Annotated in this window: 19 protein-coding genes; 16 read left to right on the top strand and 3 right to left on the bottom strand. The window is 46.5% G+C overall.

The genetic code is table 11. The features are described 5' to 3' along the window. The first annotated feature begins 5 nt into the window (after positions 1 to 5). The 14 genes from IRJ16_RS10505 to IRJ16_RS10440 all read left to right on the top strand — a co-directional run bounded on the left by IRJ16_RS10505 (position 6) and on the right by IRJ16_RS10440 (position 12,972). Entirely contained in the window at positions 6 to 1,016 is a 1,011-nt protein-coding gene (locus IRJ16_RS10505; protein ID WP_194111486.1) for a 2Fe-2S iron-sulfur cluster-binding protein, read from the top strand. Then, positions 1,016 to 2,059 carry an NADH-quinone oxidoreductase subunit NuoH gene (gene nuoH / locus IRJ16_RS10500; RefSeq protein ID WP_194111485.1) on the top strand — a complete coding sequence of 348 codons (1,044 nt, stop codon included), beginning with the start codon at positions 1,016 to 1,018 and terminating at the stop codon, positions 2,057 to 2,059. The genes IRJ16_RS10505 and nuoH overlap by 1 nt, the downstream gene beginning before the upstream one ends. Before the next feature lie 11 nt (positions 2,060 to 2,070). After that, positions 2,071 to 2,568, top strand: coding sequence for a NuoI/complex I 23 kDa subunit family protein (locus tag IRJ16_RS10495; RefSeq protein WP_194111484.1), 498 nt, complete (start codon positions 2,071 to 2,073; stop codon positions 2,566 to 2,568). A 61-nt stretch (positions 2,569 to 2,629) separates the two neighbouring features. Then, entirely contained in the window at positions 2,630 to 3,139 is a 510-nt protein-coding gene (locus tag IRJ16_RS10490) for an NADH-quinone oxidoreductase subunit J family protein (RefSeq protein WP_194111483.1), read from the top strand. Next, a complete protein-coding gene (gene nuoK / locus IRJ16_RS10485) occupies positions 3,123 to 3,452 on the top strand; it encodes an NADH-quinone oxidoreductase subunit NuoK (RefSeq protein WP_194111482.1) in 330 nt (109 codons plus the stop codon). Before IRJ16_RS10490 ends, nuoK begins: the two co-directional genes overlap by 17 nt. 98 nt (positions 3,453 to 3,550) lie before the next feature. Then, a complete protein-coding gene (nuoL, locus tag IRJ16_RS10480) occupies positions 3,551 to 5,470 on the top strand; it encodes an NADH-quinone oxidoreductase subunit L (RefSeq protein WP_194111481.1) in 1,920 nt (639 codons plus the stop codon). A gap of 1 nt (position 5,471) precedes the next feature. Continuing rightward, positions 5,472 to 6,962, top strand: a complete 1,491-nt coding sequence (locus IRJ16_RS10475; protein ID WP_194111480.1) for a complex I subunit 4 family protein — start codon at positions 5,472 to 5,474, stop codon at positions 6,960 to 6,962. A 28-nt stretch (positions 6,963 to 6,990) separates the two neighbouring features. Beyond that, positions 6,991 to 8,376, top strand: a complete 1,386-nt coding sequence (locus IRJ16_RS10470) for an NADH-quinone oxidoreductase subunit N (protein WP_194111479.1) — start codon at positions 6,991 to 6,993, stop codon at positions 8,374 to 8,376. A 132-nt stretch (positions 8,377 to 8,508) separates the two neighbouring features. After that, entirely contained in the window at positions 8,509 to 9,165 is a 657-nt protein-coding gene (locus IRJ16_RS10465; RefSeq protein WP_194111478.1) for a DedA family protein, read from the top strand. Between the two features lie 17 nt (positions 9,166 to 9,182). Then, entirely contained in the window at positions 9,183 to 9,734 is a 552-nt protein-coding gene (locus tag IRJ16_RS10460) for an inorganic diphosphatase (protein WP_194111477.1), read from the top strand. A 3-nt stretch (positions 9,735 to 9,737) separates the two neighbouring features. After that, on the top strand, positions 9,738 to 11,078 hold the full coding sequence (locus IRJ16_RS10455) for a hemolysin family protein (protein ID WP_194111476.1): 1,341 nt from the start codon (positions 9,738 to 9,740) through the stop codon (positions 11,076 to 11,078). Between the two features lie 12 nt (positions 11,079 to 11,090). Next, positions 11,091 to 11,798, top strand: coding sequence for a 16S rRNA (uracil(1498)-N(3))-methyltransferase (locus tag IRJ16_RS10450; RefSeq protein ID WP_194111475.1), 708 nt, complete (start codon positions 11,091 to 11,093; stop codon positions 11,796 to 11,798). Positions 11,799 to 11,807: 9 nt separating this feature from the next. Beyond that, a complete protein-coding gene (locus IRJ16_RS10445; RefSeq protein ID WP_194111474.1) occupies positions 11,808 to 12,467 on the top strand; it encodes a DUF4159 domain-containing protein in 660 nt (219 codons plus the stop codon). Between the two features lie 4 nt (positions 12,468 to 12,471). Continuing rightward, positions 12,472 to 12,972 (top strand): acetyl-CoA carboxylase biotin carboxyl carrier protein subunit, encoded by a 501-nt coding sequence (locus IRJ16_RS10440; RefSeq protein ID WP_194111473.1) that lies wholly within the window; start codon positions 12,472 to 12,474, stop codon positions 12,970 to 12,972. An 83-nt stretch (positions 12,973 to 13,055) separates the two neighbouring features. Here the strand turns inward: IRJ16_RS10440 and IRJ16_RS10435 are convergent, their stop codons facing one another. Continuing rightward, positions 13,056 to 14,777 carry an SUMF1/EgtB/PvdO family nonheme iron enzyme gene (locus tag IRJ16_RS10435; RefSeq protein WP_194111472.1) on the bottom strand — a complete coding sequence of 574 codons (1,722 nt, stop codon included), beginning with the start codon at positions 14,775 to 14,777 and terminating at the stop codon, positions 13,056 to 13,058. A gap of 228 nt (positions 14,778 to 15,005) precedes the next feature. On the opposite strand from IRJ16_RS10435, the gene porV reads away from it, so the two are divergent. Together porV and ispF are read left to right on the top strand one after the other, a co-directional pair. After that, on the top strand, positions 15,006 to 16,208 hold the full coding sequence (gene porV / locus IRJ16_RS10430) for a type IX secretion system outer membrane channel protein PorV (RefSeq protein ID WP_194111471.1): 1,203 nt from the start codon (positions 15,006 to 15,008) through the stop codon (positions 16,206 to 16,208). Positions 16,209 to 16,211: 3 nt separating this feature from the next. Next, on the top strand, positions 16,212 to 16,694 hold the full coding sequence (ispF, locus tag IRJ16_RS10425) for a 2-C-methyl-D-erythritol 2,4-cyclodiphosphate synthase (RefSeq protein ID WP_194111470.1): 483 nt from the start codon (positions 16,212 to 16,214) through the stop codon (positions 16,692 to 16,694). Here ispF and IRJ16_RS10420 read toward each other — a convergent pair whose 3' ends face one another. Beyond that, positions 16,695 to 17,090 (bottom strand): hypothetical protein, encoded by a 396-nt coding sequence (locus IRJ16_RS10420; protein WP_194111469.1) that lies wholly within the window; start codon positions 17,088 to 17,090, stop codon positions 16,695 to 16,697. It lies immediately after the preceding gene. Positions 17,091 to 17,174: 84 nt separating this feature from the next. Then, entirely contained in the window at positions 17,175 to 20,543 is a 3,369-nt protein-coding gene (locus tag IRJ16_RS10415) for a glycosyltransferase (RefSeq protein ID WP_194111468.1), read from the bottom strand. Between the last annotated feature and the right edge of the window lie 38 nt (positions 20,544 to 20,581).

The raw sequence follows: 20,581 nt of genomic DNA, 5'->3' as shown, positions 1-20,581 counted from the left end.
ATAAAATGTCAGATAAACATAAAGTAACAATTGATGGCATTACCGTAGAGGTAGAGGCTGGTACAAGCATCCTGAATGCCGCAAGGCAGATCGGTGGTGATATTGTTCCGCCTGCGATGTGCTATTACTCTAAGCTGGAAGGTAGCGGCGGTAAATGCCGTACCTGTTTGGTGCAGGTAAGCAAAGGTTCGGAGAAAGACCCGCGCCCGATGCCTAAGTTGGTAGCATCATGCCGCACCACGGTGATGGATGGTATGGAGGTAAAGAACATCACTTCGCCTGAGGTTGTTGAGGCACGTAAGGGTGTAGTAGAGATGTTGTTGCTTAACCACCCGCTGGATTGCCCGGTATGTGACCAAGCCGGCGAATGCCACCTGCAAGACTTAGGTTATGAGCACGGTCGTGCTAAAACCCGCTACGAATTTGATCGCCGTACTTTCGAGAAAGTTGACCTTGGCGATAAGATCCAATTGCACATGACGCGTTGCATCCTTTGCTACCGTTGCGTGTTCACTGCTGATCAGATCACCAATACCCGTTTACATGGTGTATTGAACCGTGGTGACCACTCCGAGATATCAACTTACATCAGCAAGGCTATAGATAACGATTTTTCTGGTAACGTGATAGATGTTTGTCCGGTAGGTGCTTTGACCGATAAGACCTTCCGCTTTAAGAACCGTGTTTGGTTCACTAAGCCGGTACAGGCTCACCGCGATTGCGACCACGAGAAATGTAATGGTAAAGTGACCCTTTGGTACAAAGGTGAAGAAGTTATCCGCGTAACTGCCCGCAAAGATCAGTATGGCGAGGTTGAAGAGTTTATCTGCAACACTTGTCGCTTTGATAAAAAGCAGACCAGTGATTGGGTGATCGAAGCGCCGACCAAGATATCTAACAAGTCGGTGATCAGCTCGAACCATTACGACACTATGAAGCCGCTGCCGGTGGTTAAAACTAACCCGCAATTGCTGGAAGCGAATAAGGAACAATTTGAAAGAGACACACGTTTATAATGGATCTATTACAAATAGGAATTAAAGCAGGTTTAGTGGTGATCATCTTCGCCATTAGTTTGGTTGTTGCTATGTACAGCACCTATGCCGAGCGTAAAGTAGCCGCTTTCTTACAAGATAGGGTAGGCCCTAACCGCGCAGGACCATGGGGTATATTACAACCATTGGCCGACGGTGGCAAAATGTTCATGAAAGAAGAGATCATCCCGGCACGCGCCAATGCTTTCTTGTTCATTGTAGGTCCGGCTTTGGCGATCATGACGGCTTGTATAGGGTCTGCAGTTATCCCTTGGGGGCAAGAGATCAAGACGGGTTCGCTAACGATCGATCTTCAAGTTACCGATATCAATGTTGGTATCCTTTACATTTTTGGCGTTGTATCGCTGGGTGTGTATGGTGTAATGATCGGTGGTTGGGCATCTAATAACAAATATTCGCTGTTAGGTGCTATCCGTGCAGCATCTCAAAATATCAGCTACGAAATTTCAATGGGGCTATCTATCATCGCTTTGCTGATGTTCACCGGTACTTTGAGCTTAAAAGAAATAGCTGAGCAACAACATGGTGCCAATTGGAATGTGCTTTATCAGCCTTTCGGTTTTCTTCTGTTCATGGTTTGCTCTTTTGCCGAGACCAACCGCTCACCGTTTGACTTACCTGAGTGTGAGACCGAGTTGGTAGGTGGTTACCACACCGAGTATTCATCAATGAAATTAGGTTTCTACCTGTTCGCTGAGTATATCAACATGTTCATCTCTTCGGCAGTAATGGCTACACTTTATTGGGGTGGTTACAACTATCCGGGCATGGATTGGGTTACAGCACACGTTGGCCCGGTGATCGGTCCACTGATCGGTACTGCGGTATTGTTCGGTAAGATATTCGCTTTCATCTTCTTCTTTATGTGGGTACGCTGGACCATCCCGCGTTTCCGTTATGATCAGTTGATGGATCTGGGTTGGAAATCATTGATCCCATTGGCGATAGGTAACATCGTGTTAACAGGTGTGTGGATAACCGTTTATGATAAATTTTTTAAGTAAGAGGAACTAAGATGGAACCACTAAGTAATAAACGGAAAGTTTTAGATTTTAAGCCACTTACCTTGGCCGAGCGCTCTTACCTGCCTGCTATTGTAAAAGGTTTGGGCATCACCATAAAGCACTATTTTAAAAAGGACGTTACTATCCGTTATCCTGAGCAAAAGCGTGAGTTCTCTGAGAACTTCCGTGGTATGCACTCGCTTAAGCGAGATGAGAATGGTGCCGAGCGTTGTACCGCTTGCGGCCTTTGCGCTTTATCTTGCCCGGCGGAAGCGATCACCATGACAGCTGCCGAGCGCCAAAAAGGCGAGGAGCACCTGTATCGCGAAGAGAAATACGCTGCGGTATACGAGATCAATATGCTGCGCTGCATTTTTTGCGGATTATGTGAAGAGGCTTGCCCTAAAGAGGCGATCTATTTGGACGGCGACATCGTCCCTTCGGATAACTTGCGGAAGGACTTTATTTACGGTAAGGACAAATTAGTAGAGGCGCCCTTAAATCAATAGAGAAGTTTTATACCTTTGCCCCGCATTTGTGGGGAGCGCTAAGGTAAATTGACATAAAAACATGAGTATATTTTACTTCATCGCATTTTTATCTATCCTGTTCGCCGTGCTGGTGATCACGGCCAAAAACCCGGTGCATAGCGTATTGTATCTTATCCTTACGTTCTTTACCATCACCATCCACTACATTTTACTGAACGCCCAGTTTTTGGCCATCGTTAACTTTATTGTTTACATGGGGGCCATTATGGTGTTGTTTCTTTTCGTACTGATGTTACTGAATTTGAACGTAGAGTCGGAACCTGTAAAAAGCAACATCGTAAAGTTTGCCGGTGTGATAGGTGGTTGCTGCTTGTTAGCTACGCTATTCGGTACGCTGAAACTGGCTGCTACATCAAGCCCGGTTGTTTTACAAGATCAGGGTTTAGGTCTGGTAAAGAACCTGGGTAAAGTATTATTTAAAGAATTTTTATTGCCATTTGAGATATCGTCCATCCTGCTTTTATCAGCAATGGTGGGTGCTGTATTATTGGCCAAACGCGAAAGACAGCCTGATGGAAAAGTTTTTTAATATTGTACAATCAGTACCGCTTAACCATTACATTTTGTTAAGCTGTATCCTGTTCTCGATCGGTGTGATCGGTGTATTGACCCGCCGCAACGCTATCGTGATCTTTATGTCGGTAGAGTTGATGTTGAACGCGGTGAACTTGCTGTTAGCAGTATTCTCGGTATTCCGTAACGATCCAAGCGGACAGGTATTCGTGTTCTTTGTGATGGCCCTTGCCGCTGCCGAAGTAGCTGTTGGATTAGCCATTATCGTAATGGTTTATCGTAACACAAGTTCGATAGACATTAATGTGCTGAATAAATTAAAATGGTAAGCCCCCGCCCCCTAACGGGGAGTTTGGATGGCTTCATAATAATATAATAAATTAAAAACTTCTGTTCCCCCTTTAGGGGGTTAGGGGGCTTAGATCCTATGGATAAATATATCTGGCTTATTCCTGTATTACCGCTTATCGGGTTCGTTATCAACGGGCTTGGGCGTAATCTTTTGCCAAAGGCGGTCATTGGTTTAATAGGTACATTATTAGTATTTGCGGCTTTCGGCATCAGCATCGCGACCTTTTCGCAGATACACGAGACCGGCAAAGCGATCAACGTGACGCTGTTCCAATGGATCAACGCCGGGGCAATGAAAATCCCTTTTGCGTTTTTGGTAGATCAGTTAAGCGCTATTATGCTGCTGATCATAACCGGGGTAGGTACATTGATCCATCTATACTCTGCAGGCTATATGAGCCATGACGAAGGCTTCGGTAAGTTCTTCGCTTACTTGAACCTGTTCGTATTCTTCATGTTATTGCTGGTGATGGGATCTAATTATGTGATCATGTTCATCGGTTGGGAAGGTGTAGGATTATGCTCTTATTTGCTGATCGGTTTCTGGTACACCAATCCTGATTATGCAGACGCTGCTAAGAAGGCTTTCATCATGAACCGTATCGGCGATTTAGGCTTCCTGTTAGCCATCTTCGTGATGGTGAATGTATTCGGCAGTGCATCATACAATGTCATCTTCGCTAAGGTGAAAATGCTGGAGCCTGGTTTCTGGGTTATCACAGTGATCACCTTATTGTTATTTGTAGGCGCTACCGGTAAATCGGCACAAATACCGTTGTTCACCTGGTTACCGGATGCGATGGCCGGCCCGACCCCTGTATCCGCCCTGATCCACGCGGCTACCATGGTTACCGCAGGTATCTACATGATCGCGCGCTCTAACGCATTGTTCAGCTTTGCACCGGTTACGATGGATATCATTGCTTATATCGGTCTGGCAACTGCTTTGTTTGCAGCGCTGATCGCTTTGACGCAAACGGATATCAAAAAAGTACTGGCTTATTCTACTGTATCTCAGTTAGGCTATATGTTTTTAGGTTTAGGTGTTGGTGCATTCACCGGTGGTTTCTTTCACGTGATCACACACGCTTTCTTTAAAGCCTTACTATTCTTGGGTGCGGGTTCGGTTATCCACGCGATGAGCGGCGACCAGGATATGCGCAACATGGGCGGCCTTTGGAAGAAAGTACCTATCACGGCCTGGACCATGCTGATCGGTACGATCGCCATTGCTGGTATCCCGCCATTCTCGGGTTTCTTTTCTAAGGACGAGATCCTGGCCCATACTTACGAGCACAGCAAATGGATGTACGGTGTTGGTGTACTGACGGCCATGTTGACCTCTTTCTACATGTTCCGCCTGGTGTTCCTTACCTTCTTTGGTAAGTTCCGTGGCACACATGAGCAGGAGCATCACTTGCATGAGTCGCCTGCAAGCATGACCATTCCGCTGATCGTGTTGGCTATCCTGTCGATGGTTGGCGGTTTGATCGGTGTGCCGCATGTATTAGGCGGTCATCATGAGTTGGCCCACTTCCTTAAACCGGTATTCGATAATCCTTCGTTACACAATAAAGTAGAGGAATTGCCTGCGAGCACAGAGTTTATGCTGATGGGCTTATCCGTTGGTGTTGCAGTTCTTGCGCTCATCTACGCTTGGGTTAAATATGTTAAGAACAAACATGTACCTGTCCGCGATGGCGAGGAGCGTAGCCTGCTGGCTACCTTATCATACAACAAGTTCTATGTTGATGAATTATACGATTTCCTGATCCGTAAACCGCTTGATACCGCTTCTAACTTCCTTTACCTGGTGGTGGATAAAATGGGGATCGATGGCATTGTTAACGCGTTCGGCTCGGCTCCGTTAGAGAGCAGCAAGGGCTTGCGCCTGTTGCAAAGCGGAAATGTTGGCTTTTATATTTTCATAATGGTAATAGGTGTTATTGCCGTGTTGGCTTACAGCCTGGGACTAACTGATATACTGCATAAATAAAATGACGGTTTCGATATTAATATTTTTACCATTACTGGCCGCCGCCGCTTTAGTATTCCTTAAGAATGAGGTGGCTAAACTGGCAGCCCTGTTCTTTGCAGTGGTCGAATTGGCGCTTTCTGCCTATTTCCTTGCTAATTATATCCCGGGTAGCAATACGCAATTTTTGGTTGATCAATCATGGATACCACAATTCGGCATCTATTTTAACGCGGGTATCGATGGCATCAACATCATCCCGATCATGCTAACCACGCTGTTGGTACCGATCATCATCCTGACAACCTTTAAGCACGAATATACTAAAGCCAATATCTTTTACGCGCTGATCCTATTCATGCAATCAGGTTTATTGGTCGTGTTCACCGCATTGGACGGTTTCTTGTTTTACGTAGGATGGGAAGCAGCATTGATCCCGATCTATTTTATCTCGGCACTTTGGGGTGGCGAGAACAGGATAAAGGTGACCTTGAAGTTCTTTATCTATACGTTTGCAGGTTCATTGTTCATGCTGATCGCGCTGATCTATCTGTACACGCAAAACCCAAGTCACACTTTCGACCTGCACGAGTTCTATAACTTTAACATGACCGCCAAGCAGCAAGGTTTTGTCTTCCTGGCTTTCTTTTTGGCTTTTGCTATCAAGATGCCGGTGTTCCCTTTCCATACCTGGCAGCCCGATACTTATACCGAAGCCCCATCGGCAGGCACCATGATGTTATCCGGTATTATGTTGAAGATGGGTATCTACGGCGCTATCCGCTGGATGATCCCGGTAGTCCCACAAGGCTTTGATCAGTACTATCCTTACTGCATCACCTTGGCCGTTATCGGTATCGTTTACGCGTCTATCATCGCCTTTAAACAAAAAGATGGCAAGCGTTTAGTGGCGTACTCATCTATCGCCCACGTTGGTTTGATCGCTGCGGCTATCCTGGCCTGGAACGTTACGGGTGTGCAGGGCGCGATGATCCAAATGCTGAACCACGGTATCAACGTAGTTGGCCTGTTCTTTATCTGGGATATCATCAGCCGTAAATTAGGCACACGCGATCTCAGCCAGTTAGGCGGTATCGCTAAGAATAACCCATGGTTCGCTGTAGCGTTCCTGATCATTACGTTAGGCACGGTTGCTTTACCATTAACCAACGGTTTTATCGGCGAGTTCCTTTTGCTGGATGGTGTGTATTATTATAACATCACCCTTGCGGCAGTTGCCGGTACCACCATTATTTTGGGCGGTGTGTATATGCTGAGGATGTATAAAAGCGTAATGCAAGGCCCGACCAACGACCTGACGCTGACCTTTACCGATGTTACCGGTACTGAGCGCCTGGTGTTGGTGATCATATGCGCGCTGATCATTGTGATCGGTGTTTATCCGCAGCCTATCCTGCATTTGTCCGAAGCTTCGGTAACACAGCTGGTTGGCGAGGTTAATGCTAAATTGAATGCTTTACATGCACCTGCTGCAGCTGTTCCGGTAAAATAGATAGGCTGTACTGTATAAAAATATAAAGATGAATACCCTTATAGTTATTTCTGTTTTACCCATAGTGCTGCTTTACCTGGGCTTGTACAAAGCCAAGAATGCGCTTTTACCTGTAACCATTGTTGGGTTACTGGTAGCGCTTGGTTTAGCGGTATCTCAATGGAACGTTGATGCACAGCCGATATTCAGCGGTATGATGTTGTTCGATAAATATGCGATCGCTTTTTCGAGCATAAGTATCTTGTCGACGATACTTATCCTGGCTTTATCTAAAGAATACTTTGAACGTATCAGCAGCCATGTGGCCGAATATTACGCAGTGATCTTATTCGCTTTGGCGGGTATCATTGTGATGGTATCGTACCATAACCTGAGTATGCTGTTCATCGGTATCGAGATCATGTCGGTGAGTTTATATATCCTTGCGGGCATCAAAAAGACCGACTTTGCGTCGAACGAGGCTGCTTTAAAATACTTCCTGATGGGGGCATTCTCTACCGGTTTCCTCTTGTTTGGTATCACGCTGATCTACGGTTCGTCCGGTTCTTTTGATCTGGATGTTATCCGCGATTGGGCTTTAACGCATACCGCTAAAACTGTCGACCCGATGTTCTATACAGGTATTATGCTGATGATCGTTGGTTTGTGCTTTAAAGTTGGCGCCGCCCCGTTCCACTTCTGGACGCCGGACGTTTACGAAGGTTCGCCTACGCTGATCACCGCGTTTATGAGTACTACAGTTAAGACCGCCGGTTTTGCCGCCTTCTTAAGATTGTTCTCAACCTGTTTCGCATCACTGGCCGACCTTTGGACGCCGACCTTAATGGTGATCACCGTGATCACACTTTGCGTGGGTAATGTTACGGCATTATATCAGCAAAGTTTTAAACGTATGCTGGCTTTCTCCAGTATATCACATGCAGGCTACCTGTTGTTTGCGATAGTGGCTTTAGGTATCAATTCGGGTAATTCGGTATTTGTTTATGCTACGGCTTATACAGTAGCATCTATCATCGCTTTCGCGGTGCTGATCTTGGTGCAGCAACAAAGCGGTAACGATAACTTTGAGAGCTTTAACGGCTTAGGTAAACGTAACCCGTTCCTGGCTTTTGTGCTTACGGTGGCTATGCTGTCCTTGGCAGGTATCCCGCTTACGGCCGGCTTTATGGGCAAATTCTTTATGTTCGGCGGTGCGGTTGCAAAAATGCAGATCTGGATGGTGATCATTGCGGTGATCAACGCTATCGTGAGCATATACTATTATTTCAAGGTGATCATTGCCATTTATTTCCGTGATGCAGAGCGCGCCGAATTGGTTGCCCCGGGTTATGTAAATGTAGTGCTTGGCCTATCGGTAGTGATCACTTTGGTGATCGGTGTTTACCCTAACTTAATTTCGAACCTGATCCCGTAAATTATTTCCTGACGGTAAAAGATATAGGTCAGACCTTTTAGGTCTGACTTTTTTTCGTTTACTATCAAGCAGTTATCCTGCAAACTAATAAGTATAAAACAGAACATAAATATTTGTAGTTTTACTTGTCTAATGGAAAGCTTCTGGGAATACCTGCATAATCTGACCGATGCCAACTCCATTATAAGTACAGGCGGTTTTTACTTGTTGCTTATTGTGGTTTATGCTGAAACGGGATTGTTCTTCGGGTTTTTCCTACCCGGCGACTATCTGCTGTTTTTAGCCGGGCTGCTTTGTGCTACAGGTATATTAGATGTCAGCATTTACTTATTGGTCGCCTCGTTAATGATAGCAGGCATACTGGGCAACTTTACCGGGTACTGGTTCGGGTACCGAACGGGGCCACTTTTATTCACCCGGAACGAATCAATTTTCTTTAAGAAGCGTTATGTGACCATGGCCGAAGCTTTTTACAAAAAACATGGCGGAATGGCGCTGGTTTTAGGTAGATTTTTTCCAATAATTCGAACTTTTGCGCCTATCTTTGCGGGAGTTGTAAAACTTGACTTTAAAAAATTCAGTATTTACAATATAATAGGTAGTGTGGCCTGGGTAGCGCTATTCACGTTGAGTGGATTTTTCCTTGGCCGCCGTTTCCCCCGCATCGAGCAATATCTGCAATATGTGATCATTGGCATGGTGATACTCACCAGCATACCGTTGATCTTTGCATTTTTTAAACGAAAAGGAGTTATCGAACCTGAAGAAAAAGACAAGACTAAAAATTAAAACACAATAGATAAAGAATGAGTACACAACACCCATGGCACCAAGTTTCGCCGGGCGACAATATCCCTGACATTGTTAACGCGATCATCGAGATCCCTAAAGGCTCGAAAGCTAAATACGAGATCGATAAAGACTCTGGTTTGCTAAAACTGGACCGTATCCTTTTTTCGTCTGTGATGTATCCGGCTAACTACGGATTTATTCCGCAAACTTATTGTGATGATAAGGATCCTTTAGATATCTTAGTGATCTGTTCTGCTGATGTTTACCCAATGTCTATGATAGAGGCTAAAGTGATCGGTGTAATGCACATGGTAGATAACGGCGAGCAGGACGATAAGATCATCGCGGTAGCAAAGAACGATATGTCGGTAAACTACATCGACGATCTGAACGAATTGCCACCACACACAATGAAAGAGATCGTACGTTTCTTTAAAGATTATAAGGCTTTAGAAGATAAAAAAGTTACCATAGAGCACCTTTTAGGTAAGCCTTATGCGTATAAAGTAATTAAGGAAAGTTTGGAACTTTACAATTCCACTTTCAAAGTTGAACAAGAAGGTTAATTAATGGCGCCCCCCGATCACCCCGTCAGTTTACTGTACATTTTTTTAACACTGTTCCTCGTTCTGCTGAACGGGTTCTTTGTTGCAGCGGAATTTGCGCTTGTGCGTGTCCGTGGGTCGCAAATAGAATTACAGATCAAATCGGGCAGCACAGTTGCTAAACTGGCCCGCAAAATAATGCACAATATGGACGGCTACCTGGCCGCTACCCAATTGGGCATAACTATAGCATCCCTGGCACTTGGTGCCTTCGGCGAGGAAGTAGTGACCAACATTATGCTTAATACGTTTGCGTATTTTGGTTTGGTCATTACTTCGCAAGTCGTTATCAATGCGGCTCACATCGTTTCATTTATAGTGATCACGGTTTTGCACATCGTGTTTGGTGAGTTGGCGCCCAAGTCGATAGCTATCCAGCGCTCGGTACGTACTACACTGGCCGTGGCTGCTCCGCTGCGTTTCTTTTTTGTGCTGTTCAAACCGGGTATTTGGTTGCTGAATGGTTTTGCTACCTTCCTTTTAAAGTTAGTAGGTATTCAGAACGTAGGCGAAGAAGCGCATCATAGTTCAGAGGAATTGCAGTACTTATTAGAGCAAGGTAAAGAAAGCGGAGCTTTAGATTACAACGAGCACGAACTGATCAAGAACGTATTTGATTTTAACGAGCGCGTGGTAAAGAACATCATGGTACCTCGTACCAAGATATCGGGTGTTGATATCGATACCTCTAAAGAAGAATTACTGGAGTTGATCATCACCGAAGGTTACTCGCGTATGCCGGTTTACCAGGATAGTGTAGATAAGATCATCGGTATCGTACATGCTAAAGATATCTTACCTTTATTAGCACGTAACACCGACTTTGAATTAAAGGACATTATCCGCAAGCCGTACTTTATCCCCGAAACCAAAAAGATCAATGATCTGATGGCCGAGTTGCAGCAGAAGCGTATGCAGATCGCTATTGTGTTAGATGAGTTTGGTGGTACTGCCGGTATGGTTACGCTCGAAGACATTGTAGAAGAATTGGTAGGCGAGATACAGGACGAATTCGATGAGGAAAAACCGATCGTTGATAAGATCAGCGACCGCGAGTTTGTTGTTAACGCTGTAGCTTCTATTTATGACGTGAATAGCCACCTGCCACACGATCTGCCTGAAGACGGCGACTTTGACACCGTGAGTGGTTGGGTAAGCGAGATCTTTGGTAAGATACCTGAGGTTGGTGAACAACGCGAAGCTGATGGCTACAACATCACCGTGTTGAAGAAATCGGACCAGAACATCGAATCGGTTAAGCTGGAATTGCTGCTGAACGAGGAAGATACCGTTGACCTGCATTAACCCCTTGCCGGTATGCACCTGTTTTATACCCCCAATATCACCCCACAAAATGATGCCTGGTTCCTGACAGAGGAGGAGAGCAAACATTGCGCGCGCGTGTTGCGTTTGGGCCAGAGCGATCAGGTTAGCCTGATCGATGGTAAAGGCGGGCTATACACTGCAACCATCAGCGATCCGCATCCAAAACGCACTATCCTCAAGATCGATTCGGTGATCACCGAATACGGGAAGCGCAACCATTACCTGCACATGGCCGTGGCCCCAACTAAAAATCTGGACCGGTTGGAATGGTTTTTGGAAAAGGCGACCGAGATCGGCATTGATGAAGTTTCGCTGATCATCACCCAGCGATCAGAGCGTAAGGAAGCCAAAGCTGAGCGCCTGAATAAGATCATCACATCGGCTATTAAGCAATCGCTGAAAGCCTATCACCCCATACTGAACGAGGCTGTGCCTTTCAACAAATTTTTGGAGCGGCCATTCGATGGGCAAAAATTTGTGGCACATTGCATAGACGGACCCAAGTCGGCTATTAAAGATCTGATCGCACCACAAGGTAACTATTTGGTGATAATAGGCCCCGAGGGCGACTTTACCGAAAAAGAAGTGACCGATGCTTTACAAAGTGGTTATAAAGCCATAACTTTAGGTGAAAGCAGGCTCCGCACCGAAACGGCCGCATTAGAGGCTTGTTTTGAGGTGAACTTTTTAAACCGCTAATATCATTTTATGAAGTTGAAGATAGGGATAGCCACGTTGCTATGTTTTTGCCTGTTCGTAGCTTTTGCTCCGCCATCATACCGCATGGCTAAGTTAAAATACAACGGCGGCGGCGATTGGTATGGCGACCGTACGGCTTTGCCCAATCTGATCAAATTCTGTAACGAGAACTTGAAGACCAACTTCCAGTTAGAAGATGAGGTGGTGGAGGTGGGTAGCACCGAGATATTCAACTATCCATTCGTTTTCCTGACAGGCCATGGCAACGTGATCTTTAGCGATGTGGAAGTGAAGAACTTGCGCAAGTACCTGCAAGGCGGCGGTTTTTTACATATCGACGATAACTACGGCCTGGATAAATTCATCCGCCCGCAAATGAAACGAGTATTTCCCGAATTGGAGTTTGTTGAGTTGCCGGTGAACCATCCCATCTATCATCAGAAATACGATTTCCCCACCGGGCTACCCAAAGTGCACGAGCATGATGGCACGCGCGCCCAGGGCTTCGGGTTGATATATAAAGGCCGTATGGTGTGCTTTTACAGTTACGAGTGCGACTTAGGCAACGGCTGGGAAGACTTTGGTACCTACGCCGGCGATACGCAGGAATCGCGCGCTAAAGCCCTCAAAATGGGCGCTAATATGATACAATTTGCATTAACCCAATAAGGCGATGTATCAGATCAAAGTAAACGAAAAACTTGCTTTCGAGGTAGGAGATGGTCCGGGTGGCCTAACGGTTAAAGGCAATGCCTTACAACCTGATATCAGTAATATCGCTCCGGGTGTCTATCATATTATAAACGGAACGGGCTCCTATAATGTGGAGGTGGTGAACTTTGATAACACCGCTAAAACAGCGGAGATAAAAGTGAACGGTAATACTTACCAGGTATCAGCCAAGGACCAATTCGACCTGTTATTAGATAAATTGGGCATGAGCAGTGCCGACAGCGCCAAAGTGGCCGACCTGAAAGCACCAATGCCAGGCCTGGTATTAAAGATATTTGTGAACGAAGGCGATACCATTAAGAAAGGCGATAACCTGTTTACCCTGGAGGCCATGAAAATGGAGAATATCATTAAAGCCCCGGCCGATGTGACCGTTAAGAGCATTAAGGTAACACCAGGGGATAAAGTCGAAAAGGGACAACTGCTGATGCTTTTCGCTTAGGTGTTCGGTCCTTCGCAAAATGCTATATAACAAAGAACGCCCGTGATCATCTTCACGGGCGTTCTTTGTTTATGTCAACATCCTTATTTTTTAGGATTAAAGTTTTTAGAGTTTTTAATGCTGAAGTGCGGTTTACCACTCGGATTGATCTCCGGCGGGCCATCATAGCTCATCGCGCAACGGAAGCCAATCTCGGCACTCACATCGTCCTGGTCTTTAAAGCGACGTGCAGCAGGGTTTAACCACTGTGCACGGTCATTCCAAGATCCGCCTTTGTAAACCTTAGAGCGGTCATTTACCAAAGTGGTTATGCCATATAAAGCGGTTTCAGGATCCCTTGCGCCACGTTGGTCAGCAGAATAAGGTTTACCTGCCAGTGCATTATCTTGAGGTTGCAAACCGGCCGGTAAAGCAGGATTGGCAGGGTTACCTGCGTTAGCAGGCGGATTGGTGGTATTAGCATTTGGATTAGCGGCCGCTTGTTGCGCAGCTACCAATTCGGCCCAGGTCTGTTTCTTTTGAGCTACGGCAGCAGTTTTTACAGGGCGGCCGTATTTATCTTTTGCGTACAGACCTTTTTCGGCATCAGCGTAGCTTTTGTTAGTGAACTGGTTACCACGGAAAGGGTTAAAGTCGTCAGATTCCTCGAACGAGGTTTGGCGATAAGTATCCTGTACCCATTCGTTAACGTTACCGGCCATGTTGAATAAGCCAAAATCGTTAGGCTCATACATACGCACCGGGGCTGTAATGTCGGCTTTATCATTCAGGTAACCACCTACACCGGCGTTATCACCACTGGTACGTTTAAAGTTGGCCATGATCAAACCACGGGTACGTGATCTGGGCGAACGAACGCCCATGCCATTCCATGGGTAGATCTTGTTATCGTCAATATTCTCAAATTGCGTATTACCGATCAGGCCTAATGCTGCATACTCCCATTCAGCTTCGGTTGGCAAACGGTAGGCCGATTTCAAAACACCATCCTCGCGACGCACCGGACGAGTAACTTTGCCGGAACCACCCGGGTTGTTACGCGGGTTAAGATCGGGCATCATTTTCTTACCGTCGATACCCTGGCCTTTGTACTGACCGTTCAGGTAGATCTCGGTATTAAAGGGCTGTTTAGGATCTGCGGCTGTTGCGGTTGCAGTGGTGCCTGTAGGTGCAGTGACCGGGGCGGTAATGCCTGTACTGGCAACGCCGCCAGCACTGCCCACGGTGGCAGATCTATCTTTCCATGACGCTAACTGACCGCGCTCGCGCAGGATGTTCTCGTTCATGCGTTGTGTACGCCAATCGCAATAATCTTGAGTCTGGCTCCAACTAACACCAACAACCGGATAGTCTTGAAATGCAGCACCACGCAGATAGTTATCTACATAAGGCTCGTTGTATGAAAGAGCGCTACGCCAAACCAGGGTATCAGGGATGGCATTATAGTAAAGCTCGCGGTCATCAGGGAAATTGCTTTGTAACCAGTACAGGTATTCGCGCCAATCGTTATTAGAAACCTCGGTCTCGTCCATGTAGAACGTCGAGATGGATTTGCGCTTGCGCGTGTTGTTATACTCGTAAGTAACGTCCTCGCCGGCGCTGCCACCTTGTACAAAGGTACCGCCTTCAATAGCGATCAGGCCCGGGCCCGGCGCCGGATGTGTCTTTCTAAATACCTGGAAACCGCCGTTATACTTGTCGTTATACCGCATCCCTGTCTTTGGAGATGATGGTTTTGAACAACCAACTAACAAAGATCCCGCACCCAACAGCACTAAAGCATACCTGGTAAAATTCATCTTCATGCAATTCAAATTGATCAGAGCGTAAATTTAGTAAAATTTTCAGATCTGTAACTAACGCTAATGTATGGTTATTTTCAGAAAATAAAATGTTTATAAATACCCTTTTAACGTAAATTAACGGTGGATGTTATATTTAATTGAATAATTTCGCCACCCGATAAGTTATTTTATAATAATACGTTAATTTCGCATTGATATGTGCATGTTGCACACGATCTGAACAAACTGATGACAAGACTTTTCCCTAAAGCTATCATAAAGATAAGTTCGCTGATGGTGGCTTTGCTGCCCCTGGCAGCATCTGCACAGGTAATTGGCCCGGGTGGTACCACTACCACAGGCAGTGCGGCGCAGGATAATCCTATTATTACAGGTGTCCCTTTTTTGTCCATCGCTCCGGATTCGCGTTCGGGTGCCATGGGCGATGCCGGTGTAGCGTTATCTACCGATGTGAATGCCAATTATTGGAATCCATCCAAGTTAGCTTTTATAGGTGAGGGCACGCATTTCGCTTTGTCATATAGCCCTTGGTTACGGCGTTTAGTGCCGGATGTTGATCTGGCTTATCTTTCTTTTGCAAAGAAGGTTGATGATCGCAATACCATCGGAGCATCCTTAAGATATTTTAACCTGGGATCCATACAATTAGTGGATGCCAATCAGAACGATCAGGGTACTTACCGCCCTACCGAGCTTTCACTTGACGTAACGTTGGCTCGTCAGTTCGGCGAGAATTTTTCGTTGGGGTTGACAGGTAGGTTCATCCATTCTAATTTATCTAACGGCGCTTTCACGGCCGGGCAACAAACCCGCGCGGCCAACGCTGTAGCTGCCGATGCCAGCATGTACTATCGCAATCCGACCCAGCAATTTGGTAAGGACGCGATATTTGCTTTCGGTGTTAATATATCTAACATCGGTACCAAGATCAGCTATTCAGACAATGGCGTAAAATACTTTTTACCGACCAACCTAAGGATCGGTGCCGCCAATACCTGGATGATAGACGAGTATAACGAGTTTACGCTTGCCTTTGATATCAATAAATTGTTAGTGCCGACACCGCCATTGCGCGATAATACAGGTGCTATTATCAGCGGCAAAAGTGATGACCGTTCTGTCGTTTCAGGAATATTCGGTTCTTTCAGTGATGCACCGGGAGGTTTTGGCGAAGAAATGCGCGAGATCACTTACTCGCCGGGTTTGGAGTATTGGTATAACAAGCAATTTGCCCTGCGTGCAGGTTATTTTTACGAGAACCCTAACAAAGGCGCACGCCAGTACCTAACGCTTGGCGCGGGCTTTAAATATGATATCTTCAATATCGATTTTTCTTATTTAGCGGCCAGTCAGCAACGTAGCCCGCTATCTAACACGCTCCGTTTCTCGTTGTTGGTTAACTTTGGTGCCACCGGCAAACAACAATTCTAAAAAATGGCTAAAATAAGGGTAGGTTTCGGGTTCGACGTGCATCAACTGCGCGATGGTCACCCGTTTGTGATGGGTGGTGTAAAATTAGAGCATACATCAGGTGCGTATGGTCACTCTGATGCTGATGTGTTATTACATGCTATTTGCGATGCCTTATTAGGTGCGGCCAACCTGCGAGATATCGGTTTTCATTTTAAAAATACTGACGACCGCTGGAAAGGTATCAGCAGCCTGATCCTGCTACAGCACGTGATGGAAATGCTGAAAGAAAAAGGTTGGGCGATCGGTAACATTGATGCCATGATCTGCCTGGAAGCGCCAAAGATCAACCCGCATATCCCTGCCATGACGGCCCATATCGCTCAGGCTGCCCAGATCGATCCGGATGATATCTCTATTAAAGCCACTACTAATGAGCAAATGGGCTTTATTGGCCGCGAAGAAGGTGTCGTGGCTTACGCCGTTTGTTTGATCGAGAAGATCTGATCAGGGTTTATCTTTAATTAGTGCCTTAATCAGTTCCCTGTTTACCGATGCCTTTTCGGTAATGCGGATGATGACCACTCCATTTTTAGCGGCCGCCCCAAATTGAGCATTCGCGGTACTGTCCTTCAAAATTTCCATCGAGGCGATATCCTGTTGTTGGATAACATCTAACGGCGACTTTTTGATATTGGATGAATCACTGCGATAGATGATCTTATCACGCGCATAAACGACATACAAGGGTGGCGATAGTAGCCTGTGACGAGATGCCGTGCATATTCTGACCGTACCGCGCGATCCGGCTTGAGGAGTATCGGTCGGTTTTGTTGCTGTATTTTGTGCATTGACGGATGCCGAAAAGGTCAGCAAGGAAAGAATAACTAACGAGGTCTTCATAATGGGTAATTGGTTGTTAGTATGATGCCTTACCAGACCGTATTCCATAATTCCTTGAAAATATTTTAGGTCCATATCAAAAGCCTACCGATCTGCTTCGTCGATCACTTTCACACTCCCCGTACGTTTCAATACTCCCCAACCGCTCAATTCGCCTTTTAATGCCCTGCGGATCGATTTGAATAATACCCAATACATCAGTTGGCGCCAAATGAAACGTTGCGGGATGATGTACAGCAACCGGTGATAGTCCCGTTCTTTCTCCATCCAGAAAGCCAGGGCAGATACAATGAGGTCGATAATGATAAAGGCCAGATAGAACCACAATATCTTATAAGGGTTATCGCCAAGGAAACCGACCAGCATCATCAGATCTGCTAATGGCGAGAACAGCGGCAGGATGATCTGGAACAGCAAGATATTAGGCATGCCGACCATGCCAAAGAAGTTATATTTTTTATTGAACAACGCGTCGCGGTTTTTCCAAAAGCTCTGAATTACCCCAAAACTCCAGCGGAAACGTTGTTTAAGTAGCCCGCTCAAGGTTTCAGGTGCTTCTGTATAAGCGATCGCATCGTCACAATTGCGGACAATGTAGCCCAGTTTAAGGATGCGCATCGTGAGGTCGCAATCCTCGGCAAGTGTATCGGTAGTAAATCCGCCCGCCTCGGCAATGGCTTGCTTTTTAAACGCCCCGATAGCGCCGGGGACTACGGTAATGCTGTTCAACAGATCGAATGCCCGCCTGTCCATATTTTGTGCGGTGATATACTCGATCGCCTGCCAATTGGTAAGCAGGTTGTGAGCGTTACCCACTTTGACCGTACCTGCAACGGCACCTATTTCGGCATCGGTAAAGTAACGCATCAGGTGATGAACGGCATCGGTCTTTAGTTGGGTATCCGCGTCGATACAGATCACATGGTCATACTGCGAATGCTGGATGCCAAAATTCAGAGCTGATGCTTTGCCGCCGTTGGGTTTGGTGAGTACCTTGACCGATGAATGGTCACCGTAAGCATCGGTCACCATTTGGTAGGTGTTGTCTTTAGAACCGTCATCCACAAAAATGACCTCGAATGATGGATAGTCGGTTTGTAGTAGGCTTAGGATGGTCTTGACGGCTGTCACCTCCTCATTATATCCGGGGACGATGATACTGACCGGCGGCAGGGTAGCAGCATTGGGCATGTCACGCTTTTCGCGTTTGTTGATAAAGTATTGGCGGGTAGCCAGCACACCGATCAAAAAGATCCGCCCGACGGCCAAAAATATGGCCGTGTAGAAGATGTAGTTGAGTACAAATCCGCCATAAAAATAGCCGTTGATAAAGGCATCATAGATCCGATCCGTGACAGTGGTTTCGGCATCTTCCTTGATCTCGGGCATCAGCTCTTCGCGGGTCTTATCCAAAATATCGCCGATGGTGGTGAACTGGTAGCCGTGGGTTTTAAAGTAATGGATAATGCGCGGGAGGGCTTTTACGGTCTCCTCGCGTGTATCACCGCCGGCGTCGTGCAATAGTATCATCGAGCCATCGTTAGCCATGCGGATGGTGCGTGCTACAATGCTGTCGGCCGTAACGCCTGGTTGCCAATCGTGCGGGTCGATAGATTCGCCAATGTTGATGTAGTTCTGCTTTCGGCTTTCGGCCACGGGGATGACCTCGGCCAGTGTACGTGGTTCGGCATCAGCATTAAATGGCGGGCGGAAAAGGATGGTGCTCCTGCCCGTAATAGATTCGATCAGCTTGCGCGTAGCATTCAATTCCAGCTTTACCCGCATCATGCTGATGGTGGAGATATCGGGGTGGTAATACGTATGGTTACCTATCTCGTACCCCGAATCGTAAATGCGTTTAACAATTGGTATCGCCTTCTCGGCCATCGACCCGACAATGAAGAATGACCCCGGTACTTTTTCTTTCTCTAAAATGTCCAGTATGCGCGGCGTGTAGGCCGGGTCAGGACCATCATCGAAGGTCAGCACTACTTTTTTTGCTTTGTAACCGTACTTACGGATCACATACTTGGTAGGTAGCTTTTTATATTCCTGATCGGTGACCGTGAAGTTGGTTTTATCGATGTTGATACTGATCTCTCCCATTTCGGGCTGCGTGATCAGATCTAACACCTCGCCGTCGCCGGTATAGTCGATATGGTTATTCAGGCCAACGCGGGTCAGATGTTCTTCGTCGATGCCGGTACGTTTTAAGGAATCCAACGCCAAACTTTTAGAGAAGAAAGACCACAAACGCGGATCCTCGTAACCTAAACGCCATAGCGCAATACCACCAACGCCCCAATCATCGGCCATGCGCATGATGTTAAAGTTGGCCGCAGCATCCATAAAATAAACGGTGTGCTTGCTGCTATCTAGCGCGGTGTATTTATAATGCAAATTGGCCGACCCTTTATCGAACGTGACCTTCGACTTATTTTCCTGCGCCACGCTAATGGCCTGCTGGTAACCGACGGATGCCCCCTCGCTATTCTCGGGCCAATCGTAGCCGCCTGCCGTTAATACAAGCACTACTTTATTGCTGGGCACAATGGCGCATACGTGATCTAACAATTCCTCCACCCAGCGTTGATGGGCAATATCGCCGGGGAGGGTATTATAGGTATGCTGATCGGTAGCAAATACTAACAGGAAGTCGTTGTATTTTTGAAGGTGTTTCAGATCGTACGAGTCATCGCTCGGCATTACGTTCTGTGTTACCATAAAGCCCCGGGCGTGGAGGGTCTCGTAAAGTTCTTTCTCAAACTCGTGATAGTCTTTAGTGGTTCGTTGCACATCCACCAGCTCCATATTCAAGCCACGGAATTTGTATTTGGTGAGCTTGGCCGCGATATCATTGATCAGCTTTTGGCGGGCTTTTTTATCCTTAACAATACGCTCCACCGTTTTGGTGTCCATGTAGCCGCTAACGTTATCGATGTTGATGTAGTTACTCAACGACATCAACACCTGCTTTTTGTGCCAGCGGTTAACGTTGGTCAAACCGGTATCCAAACGGACGGTGACAGTATCTTGGTTGGGGGTAATGGAAAAGCCTTCGGTAATGATGACATCCATTTTGTTGATATGATCGGACAGCGAGGTATAGGCCTGTGGTTCCCACGCGCGATAGAACCCGAAGTTGATGCGCATTTTGTTATTCGGGTGCTGCAACTGGTGCAGGTGCATGCGGTGGCGTAGCTTCGCCAGTTCTTCGGTATCGACCTTGAATTCGCCGTATTTGCGGCTCTTTTTGATCAGGTCGAGTTCTTTTACGGTCAAGCGTTTGGGGGCCTGGTCAAAGCTCGGCAAGGTAGGGTAACGAGTAGAACGGATGGTAATAACAACGGCGGCAATACCCAGCAACAGGAAGATCAGCAGCCCCCGGCTGAGCCACTTAAAACGGTTCCACCTGCTTGGGGTATCAGTTTGAAAAACCTGTTTTGCAGCCATTAACGGAATATAAATTTAGGCGTTCGTGCGCTGCCTAA

The sequence above is a fragment of the Mucilaginibacter myungsuensis genome, assembly GCF_015222005.1.
In the GTDB taxonomy this organism is placed as follows: Bacteria; Bacteroidota; Bacteroidia; order Sphingobacteriales; family Sphingobacteriaceae; genus Mucilaginibacter; species Mucilaginibacter myungsuensis.
This window is presented reverse-complemented; position numbering and strand designations above follow the sequence as displayed.